Origin of the sequence: Spirulina sp. CS-785/01, assembly GCF_028330525.1 — a bacterium.
Lineage (GTDB): Bacteria > Cyanobacteriota > Cyanobacteriia > Cyanobacteriales > Spirulinaceae > JAQMSD01.
Map to the genome: position 1 here is coordinate 1 of NZ_JAQMSD010000330.1, position 13,125 is coordinate 13,125.

9 protein-coding genes and 1 pseudogene are annotated in these 13,125 nt (G+C 44.6%); 1 reads left to right on the forward strand and 9 read right to left on the reverse strand.

Annotation, left to right across the window (positions count from 1 at the left end):
* Nucleotides 1–180: 180 nt before the first annotated feature.
* From PN462_RS21835 to PN462_RS21870, 8 genes and pseudogenes are all read right to left on the reverse strand, one after another.
* Nucleotides 181–2,841, reverse strand: coding sequence for a MinD/ParA family ATP-binding protein (locus PN462_RS21835; protein WP_272130969.1), 2,661 nt, complete (start codon nucleotides 2,839–2,841; stop codon nucleotides 181–183).
* Between the two features lie 50 nt (nucleotides 2,842–2,891).
* Nucleotides 2,892–3,323 (reverse strand): annotated as a pseudogene (locus PN462_RS21840) (hypothetical protein).
* A 133-nt stretch (nucleotides 3,324–3,456) separates the two neighbouring features.
* Nucleotides 3,457–4,416: a heme o synthase gene (locus PN462_RS21845; RefSeq protein WP_272130971.1), complete on the reverse strand. Its 960-nt coding sequence runs from the start codon at nucleotides 4,414–4,416 to the stop codon at nucleotides 3,457–3,459.
* Between the two features lie 136 nt (nucleotides 4,417–4,552).
* Nucleotides 4,553–5,509, reverse strand: coding sequence for a COX15/CtaA family protein (locus PN462_RS21850; protein ID WP_272130972.1), 957 nt, complete (start codon nucleotides 5,507–5,509; stop codon nucleotides 4,553–4,555).
* A 130-nt stretch (nucleotides 5,510–5,639) separates the two neighbouring features.
* The gene (locus PN462_RS21855; protein WP_272130973.1) at nucleotides 5,640–6,266 is read right to left on the reverse strand and encodes a cytochrome c oxidase subunit 3; all 627 of its coding nucleotides are present in this window, start codon (nucleotides 6,264–6,266) and stop codon (nucleotides 5,640–5,642) included.
* 271 nt (nucleotides 6,267–6,537) lie between these two features.
* Nucleotides 6,538–8,202 (reverse strand): cytochrome c oxidase subunit I, encoded by a 1,665-nt coding sequence (gene ctaD / locus PN462_RS21860; protein WP_443029255.1) that lies wholly within the window; start codon nucleotides 8,200–8,202, stop codon nucleotides 6,538–6,540.
* A gap of 63 nt (nucleotides 8,203–8,265) precedes the next feature.
* The gene (locus tag PN462_RS21865; RefSeq protein ID WP_272130975.1) at nucleotides 8,266–9,261 is read right to left on the reverse strand and encodes a cytochrome c oxidase subunit II; all 996 of its coding nucleotides are present in this window, start codon (nucleotides 9,259–9,261) and stop codon (nucleotides 8,266–8,268) included.
* A gap of 592 nt (nucleotides 9,262–9,853) precedes the next feature.
* Entirely contained in the window at nucleotides 9,854–10,795 is a 942-nt protein-coding gene (locus PN462_RS21870; protein ID WP_272130976.1) for a phosphoribulokinase, read from the reverse strand.
* A gap of 247 nt (nucleotides 10,796–11,042) precedes the next feature.
* On the opposite strand from PN462_RS21870, the gene PN462_RS21875 reads away from it, so the two are divergent.
* Nucleotides 11,043–11,654, forward strand: coding sequence for a fasciclin domain-containing protein (locus PN462_RS21875; protein WP_272130977.1), 612 nt, complete (start codon nucleotides 11,043–11,045; stop codon nucleotides 11,652–11,654).
* A gap of 45 nt (nucleotides 11,655–11,699) precedes the next feature.
* On the opposite strand, the gene PN462_RS21880 is transcribed toward PN462_RS21875, so the two are convergent.
* A complete protein-coding gene (locus PN462_RS21880; protein ID WP_272130978.1) occupies nucleotides 11,700–12,557 on the reverse strand; it encodes a response regulator in 858 nt (285 codons plus the stop codon).
* Nucleotides 12,558–13,125 lie beyond the last annotated feature (568 nt).

Consider the following 13,125-nt stretch of genomic DNA (forward strand, 5'->3'; position numbering starts at 1 on the left):
CACCGTTGTTTCAGACACTTGTGAGAGACATTTTCTCCCCCTCTCCCAAGGTTGGGAGAGGGGGTTGGGGGGTGAGGGCGACTCCAAACCGCCATATCTCGTTACCCACCTTGACAGGGCTGGGTGGGCATTGCCCACCCACACTTATTGCATTATTGGATGTTGTAAGTGAACTCTTGATTACTTTGTACCGAGACGATTCATCTTAAAACCATATACATAGATATCCGCAAAAGCATAGCGTTTTTCCTTATCACGCCATTGAGCTAAACCAATATCACTTAACAAGTCAGAAAATTTGTCAAATTCCGAGATCACCTCCTGTGCATTATCCCGCCATAACTTCTTAATCTCCTCACATTCAGGTAAAGCATTAACCCCCTCTAAAGAATTAAAAAAGTCACCTAAATCGGGATATTCTTGTTTAATTGCGTCACAGCGTTCTTCTGAGGCTTTTTCTAAGCCAACTTCTAACGACTTACTACGCAGTAAACGATCTTTTGGAGCTTGAATAGAACTTTTTTCCTTATAGGTTAACTCTTGTTCTTTCGCTCCTCTTAACAAGGCACTCAAGCTCCGAGGAAAGGTTGTGCCACTAGAATCTGTTAAACGTTCATAAACCCACCGCGATACATATTTTGCCTTATAACCTTTTCTGCGGCGACTTCCCCATAAGAATTCTAACGCACGTTCTACCATTTCTTCCTTAGCGTGATTAATATCCTCGATAGGACATAAACGATCTACTAATTCCTTAAATTTAGGGGAGCGTATGGCTTGACGAAGCGATAAGCGAAGAAAATCTATTCTTGTCCACTGAAGCGAAATATCACGTCCATTAAAATGACTTTTATTATCAAAATTAAGACGCTCCCAAATATCTTCTCTAAGAAATATTTTAAAGCGAATGAATTTCAGTTTCCGTGCATCACAAGCCTGAATCAGTTGAAATAGTCCTCGTAAAGCCTCATTTCTCAATTCTCGTTCCTTCGGAAAATCTTCATCTAAATCATCATAAAGAAACCATAATACTGTATTTTTCTCCTGTTGTGTGTCATCCAGTAAATCTAAAACATCAGGTGCAAGTAACTTGAAATCTGGATTTGTGGATAATTCAATGAGTTTTTGTGTATGCTTGGCTTGCCATTTTTTCGCTCTTGCTAAGTCTTTAAGAATGTCTCTGATGTCTCTAAAATTTTCAGTTTTTCTACTAATTCTAGGAAGAAAGTTTAACTGTTTTGATTGGAACACTTTAAGTAATAAATACAAACGCCAGAAAGATTCCCATGTCCCACCTTTATCTTTTAATTTTTGATGAATCACTTCAAACTCATTACGAGTTGGTCGGGTATTATTAAACCTTCCATGGCCTGATACAAATTGGACATTCTCTAAACGACCAGATGCTAATTTACGAGCATCCTTTTCATGGTTCAGCAAGAGCCAATAAAGTGCTGTTTTACCAGTTCCTTTTCGTCCTCTTATTAAGCAAGTCGTTTCATCTAAGAATTTTTCAAAATCGGCAGTTTTTTGGAAAAGCAATCCATGATTTTCAATATCTGGATCAGAAGCATTTAATGGTGAAAAATCAAGACTTTCTATGATTTCCCAACGTTTATCTTGATCTTGTAAAGTGGCTTCAATTTGCAATTCATTTGTCTCAGTATCAATTAAATTAGCAATGCGATTATAGTAATCTAAAAAAGTGTGAACAGGATAAGAATCAGCTAATGCAATAGGTTGCACATAAGGAATCATTAATGGTTCGGTTTCTCCCTCTTGTACAGTTTCATCGTCCTGAGTTAGCTCTTGTTGTAATACTCGCTCTATTTCCAAGACTTTACTTTTATCATTTAAATCAGGGACTGGTGAAAAAACAAAATTAATTTGTAACTTGTCAAGAGAGAGCAAAGATTCTAACAGTATTTTTACCCCTTCTTTATTTTGCTCATTGGGAAATAAGAAAATCAGAACTTCATTAGCAGCCTGAAGCATAGAAAAAGCACCCCATTCATTAATCCCAGTGCGCGAATCCACTAAAATAATGTCAGGATTTAACTGCTCTTGTATTTCTTGTTTAAAAACAGACCACAAGGACTGTCCATCTTCTGTTTCACTGGCAGCACGAAGATCATCCACTTTAGAGATATAATCTAAACTTAAAATACCAGCAGGCACAACAAAAAGTCTTCCAGTTGCATCTGGTATATTGACACTACTAAAAATTTCCGTAATACTAATATTAGGTTTTACGTTTTTAGGTAGATAAGCCCGTTCATAAAAATAATCAACAATGCCATAATGAGGGTGTTTATCTAATTGAAATGCTGTTCTTAAACTAGGTGCTTCTAAATCTAAATCAACAACAATAACTTTACGACCCCGCATTGCTAAAATATATGCCACATGAGTTAAAGCCGTTGTGCGTCCGACTCCTCCTTTATAAGAGTAAAAAGTCACTGTTCGCGGTGGAGTGGATTGATTATAATCGGCATCAGGCATTGAAGCATTTTGTGGATTAGAAGCCCACAAAGCTAAATCCTGCCAAGTTTTGACGTTTCGTCCATTGGTAGAAGGCGGACGGGACAAGTTCAAAGAATTGGCTTCTTCAATTGTATATAGCTCCATAAATCCCGGAGATACTGAAAATTTTTGTAAAAAATCCTCTATCTCTTGCTGACGCTCTGTAATAGAGAGGGCTTTAAAATGATCACTAATGACTGTTAAATTCACTAATCCATTAGTAGAAACATCAAAATTAGCCCATTCCTGTGAGTTTTGGGGATTTACATATTTTTCTGATAGTTTTTGTACAAGTTCGGTTTGCCAATCCTGTTTCATTTTTATATCTTTTTTACTTATATGATATTTTGGTTATATTTTTGAAAACGCTATAGTTGACGAGCCTGTTTTTGTGACCAGCCTTTGAGACCTTCATAAGCTGATAGCCACTCTTTATACTTTTCATCCGAAGGCTCGTTACAAGAGTAGCGCATATCAATAAAATGTTGATTAGGATGTTGCACGGTACTAATCTATTTCATAACCTGTGGAAATTTTTGAACGCGAGAATATAGTCGGTTATGCCGTTTAATGGCATCAAGCAAGCTATGACCTGGATTAGTTATAGTGTGACCCGGAGAATTAGAATCTGTTTTCCATTCTCGATTTGCATTTTTAGGTAGAGAGGCAACTATCATAGCTTTGATAAGACATTCAACTGTAATGCCCGCAAAGTGCATAGCAGCTACTTTTCTTGCAGAAGAATGTAACAATTCAGTATCTTTATGACGCTCCAAGAAAGCTGTGTGGTAATCTTCCATAATCAGGGCTGTAATAGGAGTTTTTTGAGACTTTTAACTCAACTACCGAAATGACTCTCGCGTAACCATAATTATAATGAATATAAAAGGGGTGGCCCTTGGCCACCCCTTATAACATCAAGCTAAAAAAGACTTAGATGTTCGCTAAAACCGTTTGCACTGTTTCCGCGAACATTCCTTCAACTTGATGGACAATGGGTAAACTATCCACCACCATCCCCGTACATAACAGCATCATGTAGAAGATGGAATACTTAAACGTTGCTTTCGCCAACTGCTTATCTTTAGGCATTTGACGTAACTGCCAGGCTTTAGCTAAGAAAATTCCCCCTAATACCGTTGCTACAGCACCATACAACAGGCCAGAAGTTCCCAAGGGGATGAGTAGAAAGGTACAAGGCACAACTAATAAGGTATAAAGCCAAATCTGCTCTACTGTGTTTTCCTCCCCTTTGATGACAGGTAACATCGGTACATTGACCTGAGCATAGTCATCGCGGATCATGAGAGCTAATGCCCAGAAATGGGGCGGAGTCCAGAGGAAAATAATTAGGAATAATAACCAAGCGGCCCAACTGAGATCGCCTGTTACGGCAGCCCAACCTACAAGGGGGGGAATAGACCCCGCAGCCCCGCCAATGACGATGTTTTGGGTGCTGTGGCGTTTGAGAAAGTGGGTATAGATGACCATGTAAAAGGCAATGCCGGACATGGCTAAAAAGGCACTTAACAGGTTGATAAAGACTGCAAAGAGGGTAAAGGATAAAACACCGAGAATGATGGCAAAAATGAGCGCGTGGGACACTTGCACCCGGCCAGAGGGGATGGGCCGTTTGCGGGTGCGGAGCATTTCGTAATCAATGTCTTGGTCGTAAATACAGTTGAGGGTTTGGGCGGAGGCGGCGGCTAATGTTCCTCCTAAGAGGGTGATCAGCAGTTGCAGGGGATCAACTTGTCCCTCGGCTGCTAACCACATGGCCGCGGCGGTGGTAATGAGTAGAAGTGGGATAATTCTGGGTTTGGTCAGTTGACAATAACTTTTTATGACCCCGAAAAAGTTTTCGTGTTTCGGGGAAAAACTTGTCCCAATCATTATGTTTATGTCCTTAGGCAATGTGCAAAATTTGGGTGAGTGAGGAAAGTTATCCCCTCTAACCCTCTGGGGGTGAGGGGAGTGTTGGCTTTTCCCTTTGTTTTAATGAGGGGGGAAAATATGATCTGTATCCTCTTTAACTCTCGGTTTTGAGAGAGGGGGTGAGGGTGTCGTCTGGGGTGGCGGCGTTGTCGCGGAAGGCTAGGACGGTGTAAACCACTAATACCCCAAATAATGCTGCACCAATGGCTTGGTGAGAAACGGTTAAGGGTTCAACTTGTAGATGAAAGCGGAAGGTTGCCACCCCTAATAAGATTTGTAGGACGACTAACCACCCTGCGGCGTTGGCTAGTTGGCGCAAGGCCGGGTGTAAGGCTGCGGTGCGCCAAGAGAAGAAGACGACTAGGAGGGTGGCGACGGTGGCAGGTAAGACACCGATGAGGTGGCTATTCATTACGGTACAGAGTTGGGAGAGGTTGAGACATTGGTGTAATGCCCAACGAGACCCGACTAGGGCCCCTAAGAGACTTTGCAGATAAATTAATAAGGCGGCGGTGAAGCCGAACCAGGGGAGTTTGTTGGCGACTCCTGTCCCTTGATAGGGGGTGAGGGTTGTTCCCATGACTAGGAGGACACAGAAAAAGAGTAGGGCTGTGCCAAGATGGGCGGTGACGATATCAAATCGTAACATTTCGGTGACGGTGAGGCCGCCTAATACGCCTTGAAAGACGATGAGAAAGAGTGCCAATAGGGAGGCATAGGGCAACCACCGGGGGAGTTTTTGCCGCCACCAGAGGGAGAGACCAACCAGTGTCATGGCACTTAACCCAATTAAAGCGGCATCTAGGCGATGAAACCATTCTAGGAAGACTTGTAGGTTCATTTGTTGGGTTGGCACAAGTTGACCGTAACATAAGGGCCAGTCGGGGCAAGCTAACCCGGCATTCATGACGCGGGTGGCACTCCCGACGGCCATGAGGAGTAGGGTTGCGATCGCAATTTTCCAGATCAACCGCCGCACATACATTTGTGCTTTGTCTGGTGTGATCGAATTCTTGTTAACTGTCGAATTCTGAAAGACTGAATCTGCCATTTTGTTGTTTGTTATTGGTTGTTTGTTGCTTGTTGTTTGTGAAAAAAGGGAACAGGGAATAGGGGGAGAGGAGGAAGATGGGGGAAAACAAGGATTGATGAATTACCCATTACCCATTACCCATTACCCATTAAATTTGCGTGAGGACGTATAACAGGACAAACAAAATAATCCAGATAATATCGACGAAATGCCAGTAAATCTCGGCCATCTCAACGCCCGTATGCTTCTCAGCGTTATAGTGGTTAGTGCGGCGCGATCGCCACATTACCCCAAAAATTAACAACACACCGACCAAAACGTGCAACCCGTGAAACCCCGTCATCACATAAAAACAATTGGAGAACACATTGGTCGTTAGGCCATACCCCAAGGTGAGATACTCATAAACCTGGCCCCCCAGAAATACAATTCCCATCAAGGCCGTGGCCAGATACCACACCCGCAACCCATTAACATCACCCTTTTTAATGGCACTATCGCCCCGGTGAATGACAAAACTACTGGACACCAGAATAATGGTATTAATGGCCGGAAGCAGTAACTCTACTTCTGTACTTTCCGGTGGCCAAGTCTCCGTAGAAGCCCGATAGACCAAATAAGCCGCAAATAAGCCCCCAAACATCAAGGACTCAGAAAATAAAAACGTCAGCAGTCCCAGAACCCGATAATCTCCATGTTCCTCATGGCCGGCGGCTTCTGTATGACTTGGTTTTGCACCATTACCCGTTTCTTCAAATGTTCCTTGTATCGTCATCGTTCAATCTCTCTACTTCAAACTGTTCTGGATGTTTTAGAGTGTGTTACCCCCTCTTGCGTTGTGGGAAAAGAGAAGGTAATGTCTAGCTTTCAACGAGCGGAGTAAGCGTGATCATTCAAAATCTTTAGGGTAGAGGGTAAGACCAGGGAACGGGGAATAGAGGAGAGAGGAGAGAGGAGAGAGGAGAGAGGAGAGAGGAGAGAGGATTTTTAACTCACTTCTCACTTCTTTTCCCATTAGCAATTCCCCATTACCCATTACCCCTCACCTAACGCACTTCTTGGCCAACTTCCTCTAACATTTCTTCCACCGTGGCCTCCGTCTCCAGACTTTGGGTATCAATCCCATAGTCATAGGGGCCAGCCCAAATAATGGGTTCTTCATCGAAGTTTTCAATGGCCGGGGGCGAGGTGGTTTGCCATTCTAAGGTTAAGGAATGCCAAGGGTTACGGCCTGCGGGTTTTCCTTTCGCCCAACACCAGATCATATTGATCAAGAAGGGCAACACAGAGAAACCCAGTAACATTGATCCGTAGGTGCAAATTTGGTTTAATGCTTCAAATTGAGCATCGTACATGGCGATACGTCGGGGCATTCCTTGCATCCCTAATTGGTGCATGGGGAGGAAGGTTAAATTGGTCCCAATGAAGGTGAGGACAAAGTGAATACGGCCCCAAGTTTCGTTGTACATCCGTCCGGTAATTTTGGGAAACCAGTGATACACGGCGGCATAAATCCCAAATACCGATCCCCCAAAGAGAACGTAGTGGAAGTGGGCGACCACATAGTAAGTGTCGTGGACGTGGATATCAAAGGGGGCGGTCCCCAAGGTGACACCACTCAGTCCACCGAAGACGAACATGGCCAATAATCCTACGGCAAAGAGTAGGGGGGTGGTAAAGCGGATTTTTCCGCCCCAGAGGGTGGCTACCCAGCTAAAGATTTTTACTCCGGTGGGGACTGCCACAATGAGGGTGGAGATGGTGAAAAACATCCGCATCCAAGCGGGGGTCCCACTGGTGAACATATGGTGAACCCAGACGAATAAGCCCACAATACAGATAGCTAAACTGGAGTAGGCAATGGCTTTATAGCCAAAAATCGGCTTGCGGGCATGGGTGGTGACAATTTCGGACATGATGCCGAAAATGGGCAAGATCATCAGATACACTGCCGGGTGGGAATAAAACCAGAATAAGTGCTGATACACCACGACGCTACCGCCCATTTCGGGGCGAAAGAAGCCCGTTCCGAAGTTAATGTCAAAGAGGAGTAATACTAAGCCTATGGCGAGGACAGGGGTGGAAAAGAGAGCCAAAATGGAGGTGGCAATCATGGCCCAACAAAAGAGGGGCAGTTCATCCCAGGTCATGTTGGGGGTTTTCAGTTTAAAGATGGTGATCAGGAAGTTGACTGACCCCAAAATGGAGGAGGTCCCGACTAAAACAATGGAGAGAATCCAAAAGGATTGTCCAATGTTATTGGTGACGAGACTTAATGGGGGATAGGCGGTCCAACCGGACTGGGCCCCGCCAAAGAATAAACTGGCGATTAATAATGCTCCTGCTGGGGGGTTTAGCCAAAAGGCGATCGCGTTTAAATTCGGAAACGCCATATCTTTGGCCCCAATCATCAGGGGGACTAAATAATTGCCAAATCCCCCAATGGCCGCTGGGACGATCCAGAAAAAGATCATCATTGTGCCATGATTGGTCAAAAGGGCGTTATACATATTGGGATCCAGTAGATCCGAGTCGGGGGTGTAGAGTTCGGCCCGCATGAATAACGCCATTACTCCTGCTATCAGGTAGAAGGCGAAGGAGGTAACTAGGTATTGAATGCCGATCACTTTATGATCGGTGTTGTACCAAAAGTAGTGATACCAGTTCCATTTCTCTGGATGCTTCCCGTTACGCTCTAGGGAATGATCCATGGTTAAATCTGCTTGTGCCATATTGTGAAAAAAATTGCGATCGCTTAACAACAAATCCGCCTATTACTGCAAGGCTTTCAGACTCTCGGCATCAATGCCCAAGTCTTTCACGTAAGGTTTCATAAACTCCCCATCGTCAACGGGTTGGGAAGTGGCCGCCACAGTTTGCTCAAAATCCGGCGATCGGGCAATTTTGTTATCTTCTACCCACTGGGCGTATTCTTCTTGAGTGTGAATCACGATATTCGTCCGCATTGCCCCATGATAGGCTCCACACAACTCCGCACAGACCACCGGATAAGTCCCGGTTTCCGTTGCGGTAAAGCGTAATTGGGTGGTTTCTCCAGGGATGGCATCTTGTTTAATGCGAAATTGCGGCAACCAGAAGGAGTGAATCACATCCTCGGCTTCAATATTTAATTTAATATCTTCATTCACCGGGATATGTAATTCTCCCGCCGTAATGCCACTATCGGGATAGTTAAACAACCACGCATATTGAATGCCCTTGACATTCACTTCTAAGTCCGGCAAGGTTTTGGCTGTGTCTGGGTTGCCGCCAATGCCGTAGCGGTTAATGATACTATTCCCCTGAGCCAGTAATAAGGGGTTAATATCACTGCGCGATGCGCTGGCTAATTCAACGATAGACTCTGCCGGGTTACTGGCAACGGCTTTTTTCACGTTATCAAAGCCCCCCATTTCGCTGTAAAGTTGGACACTATAGATTCCTAAACCAATCACAATAAAGGCCGGAATCGCAGTCCAAAAGACTTCGAGGGGGAAATTTCCCTTAATATGAGGACTGTCGGTTTCATCTCCCTTCCGACGACGAAATTTGATTAAGGCGAAGACAATTGCCCCTTCGACTAATAAAAATAGGGCTGTACCAATTGTCACCATCAAATCAAACAGATTGTCAACTAGGGGGGCTTGTTTAGAAATTTGTTCGGGAAGTAGGCCATTATTTTGACCATACCAAACACTAATTCCAGCCACCAGCAATCCGACGGTCAGAGTGATCAGTGAACTAGGGACTGTTTCTTTTTCTTGTGCCATTGATATTTTCTCATATTCCTCTAGGTGACTCCCTCCCTCGCCTTTAAACGAGGGCTTCCCAATCTTACGACTGAGAGTTTCCTGTACTACGCCACTTATCTAGATACACAGCAGCTACCATGTATCCCCGATAGCCCGACTTTACAGGCAATTTCTTCCCCCGCAAGTCCTGCGGGACTATAAGTATCTAGGAGATTTTGTTGACTTGGTAGGAATAAACTTTTATTTCGGTTCTATCCGCTTGAGCGTCAACGTTTCGTATTTTAACGCTTTTATTGCTAGACGGGGCAATTCTCGAAAGTCTAAAAAAATCTTGAGACTATTAGGCAGAAGTGATATTTTGTTTACTTTTTTTTAAGGTTTTCAAGGCTAAAATCTTAATTTTTTGTTTGAGAAGGGCAAGTTTTCTGGATACCATGCCATTTGTTAAATATTATTACAATTGTTGAGACAGTCCTTCAAATTGTACTAGGTTACATAGTTCAGCTAATTTTCCAGAAGCATGGGGAGATAGAGGAGCGTCAAGTTAGACAACAGTGCAATAAACCATTTCTCCTCCATCTCCCCCATCTCCTCCATCTCCCATTTCTGGTTAATTGTAAACGTGCGCTGCTTTGAGCATATGATAGGTAATCAGAAGCTGAGTTAAGGCTAAAGGATAACTCTGGAGGGTTTCCCCGGTTGTTCCGGTGATTTTCCCGATGTCTTGATTGCCTTCTAAGCTGCAAAATTTGCCTAAATACGGCACATCATTACATAATAAGCGTTCTAACGTCCGAACCTGCTCGATAGTGGCGTGACCGTCAATTTCTAACACATCGACGGGTTTCCCCATATCCCGATCTAATCCTAGACGAATAGCTGATCCGAGATCATTCCCTCCCGAATGGAGAATTTCGGTTAAGTCGGGGTGGGGAATGGTGGGACGCAGGACTAAACGTACATTGAGTAAGAGGTCATCTTGGCCAGACCCTTCTTCGGGAGGATAAAAAGTCACGATGACATCGGCCCATTGTCGTTGAGGCCGGATAAAGTCTTCGGAGTCGGGTTCACGTTTCTGGAGTTGTTCCCGGACTTGTTCGGGAGTGTACCCTCGTTTGCTGGTGTCTCGTTTAATTTTCCAAGATTCTCGTAATTTTTCTGGGGGGGCCAGATAGACTTTCACATCATAACTATCTTGCATTCCCCGTGTGGCATACCCTAATAATCCTTCGACGATGACAAAGCGACTGGGTTTGATGTATTCGGGGGGGTCAAATTCTCCGGTATCGTGATTATAGATGGGTTTGAGGATGGGTTGTCCGGTGCGTAGGAGGCTGAGATGTTGTTGAATGATATCGAGATAGTTGCAATCGGGGTGTAAGGCAGAAATCCCGATTTCAGCCCGTTGTTTCCGGTCATAGCGATGATAGTCGTCGGTGCAAATTACGGTGACTTCTGATTTTCCTAAAACTTTGGCGATTCCTCGTGTTAAGGTGGTTTTGCCCGCAGCACTATCACCGACAATACCAAGAATAATCGGGCGTTGACTCATAATGATGTTCTCCTTCTTTGGGTAGTGTTTTATTTTAAAGGGGACTGTTCTGTGAGTCACAGCAAATGCGACAATTCTTATTTTTTTGTGAAGGGGGAATGGGCAGAGACGGTTCTATCCTCTAAAATTGGGCAGATTCTCCCGGACGCAACGAGAGGGGAAAAATGGCGAAGAATTCTGTCACATCCTAGAAGAAAGTGCCTATAATTGATGCCATACACAAAACTTCACAATATTTAGAGCAATTATGAGCTATAAAAACCGCCAATTTTTACCTGCGCTGCTTGGGAGTAGTCTCTTGGGACTTGCCGCTTTGATGGGGGGGACGACTTTGGCACAAGCAGAGTCTTCCGATCCCTCGGTTCAATCTCCGGACACTCTGTTAATTGCTCAGGATGCTCCCGGTAACATTGTTGAGGTTGCTTCAGGGAGTGATGATTTTGAGACGTTGGTGCAAGCGGTTTCGACTGCGGGTTTAGCGGATACACTGTCTGGGGATGGCCCGTTTACGGTGTTTGCTCCGACGGATGAAGCGTTTGCGAATCTGCCGGATGGGGTGTTGGAAGCTTTGTTAGAACCGGAAAACCGGGAGTTGTTGGTGGATATTCTCACCTATCATGTGGTCCCTGGGGAAGTGATGGCGGAGGATTTGGAAACTGGAGGAGTGACGACTTTGGGCGATCGCGGTTTAGCGGTCCGAGTCGAACCTGATGGGGTCATCATTAATAATGGTAGCGTGGTGCAAGCGGATATCCCTGCTGAGAATGGGGTGATTCATGGGGTGAATCGCGTATTTATCCCGGAAGATTTAAAGGATGAGGTGGCCAGTCTGGCCACTCCGATTCGCGGCCTTTGGTAAGCGACTCAGGGCAGGAAAATCCTGCCCTTTTCCAGAGATTAGTGATTAGAAGTCCGTAAGCGGGATTTCTGCGAGATTGGCCGCAATTCCGGTTTGGGATAAGACGGAGGGATCATGGGTGAGACTGCGAATTGTGCCGACAATGCCCATTAGACTCCCGTTAACATGGTAAACGGGTGAGGCATGGAGCAAACAGACTTGATAGTCTTGGTTGGGGGTGGGACAACGTAAACGAAGGTTAATGTAGGGACATTGCTTTTGCATGAGTTGTTGGAATTGCTGTTGATAGCGGGGTTGATCTGCCGGGTGAAGGGAGTCTAACATGGGCTTGTGGAGGGTATCGGCAATGGGGGACCCCGTTAATTCAGTCCATGCTTGATTTAAGAATTCAAATTTCCCCAAAGCATCCAGTTCAAAGACCACTTCATCTAACTGGTTGAGTAGGGTACAGTATTGATAGGCTTGTTGAGAGAGCTTTTGCTGATGCTTGTCTCGTTCGATGGCATATTGGAGGGAGTGGATCAGTTGTTGACTACCTACGGTGCTTTTGACTAAATAATCTTGCGCTCCAGCACGGAGGGTTTGTTGGGCCACTGTTTCATCGGTTAAATGGGTGAAGACTACCACCGGGACGTTATAATTTCGGAGTTGCGCTACGGTGTTGACTCCTTGACTGTCGGGTAAGGTTAAATTGGTGAGGATAATATCACAGGAGTGCTGCTGGAGGTGTTCGAGGGAGGTTTGCAAGCGATCGCACCTAGTCAGCTTAATCTTAACCGGATTTTCTCGTTCAACGGCTTGAAATAAATCAGCCACTAATTCTGCTTCATCTTGATCACTTTCGATCAAGAGAAGATTGACCACTGTTTGAGTGAGAGTATTGGAGGATGTGGAAGAAAGCATAGTGAAAAAGAACGGTCTGAGGATGGTTAGTTGAAGCAGCCCACAAAGTTGTCAATCAGCGTTATTCTAACCCTAGGAGAACGGGATGAGACTCATCTCAGGTCAAAATTGCCCAAATCTCTCCAAGAATTTTCTTGAGGATGTATGGTGATATAGCAGTCAACGGTCAACGGTAAACAGTAATCTGTCATATCAGTGTTTAATCATGAGGTTTCTCAACGTTGAGTCTGCTTGAAGGTATCCCCGTAATGCGATATCTAAGAAAGGGGGGTATGTTCTCTCTTATTGCTCATTCTCCTCATTTTATCCTTAGAGAAATTCAGCTTCAGCAAGCTATAATCTGTTGGAGTGTTGATGTCATCTCGGTGTAACAGGATTTAAGTCCCCTTCTTTCACATAACTTAACAGTAGAGAGAGCAGACTACACTCTCTTAAAAGGAGTAAAAGCAGGATAGAATCAATGGGAGGATGAACAAATTTTCTCTTTCAATGGTCTTATTCCCTCAGTTCCAGACACAGAGAACACAGAGAGGGGAAGATGGGGGAGATGGGGAAGATGGGGGAGATG

Excerpts from the sequence above, each read along its gene's own strand:
- PN462_RS21855 (WP_272130973.1), bottom strand. The coding sequence starts at position 6,266 with ATGACGATACAAGGAACATTTGAAGAAACGGGTAATGGTGCAAAACCA.
- PN462_RS21880 (WP_272130978.1), bottom strand. The coding sequence starts at position 12,557 with ATGCTTTCTTCCACATCCTCCAATACTCTCACTCAAACAGTGGTCAAT.
- PN462_RS21845 (WP_272130971.1), bottom strand. The coding sequence starts at position 4,416 with ATGATTGGGACAAGTTTTTCCCCGAAACACGAAAACTTTTTCGGGGTC.
- PN462_RS21835 (WP_272130969.1), bottom strand. The coding sequence starts at position 2,841 with ATGAAACAGGATTGGCAAACCGAACTTGTACAAAAACTATCAGAAAAA.
- PN462_RS21850 (WP_272130972.1), bottom strand. The coding sequence starts at position 5,509 with ATGGCAGATTCAGTCTTTCAGAATTCGACAGTTAACAAGAATTCGATC.
- PN462_RS21870 (WP_272130976.1), bottom strand. The coding sequence starts at position 10,795 with ATGAGTCAACGCCCGATTATTCTTGGTATTGTCGGTGATAGTGCTGCG.
- PN462_RS21865 (WP_272130975.1), bottom strand. The coding sequence starts at position 9,261 with ATGGCACAAGAAAAAGAAACAGTCCCTAGTTCACTGATCACTCTGACC.
- ctaD (WP_443029255.1), bottom strand. The coding sequence starts at position 8,202 with ATGGATCATTCCCTAGAGCGTAACGGGAAGCATCCAGAGAAATGGAAC.
- PN462_RS21875 (WP_272130977.1), top strand. The coding sequence starts at position 11,043 with ATGAGCTATAAAAACCGCCAATTTTTACCTGCGCTGCTTGGGAGTAGT.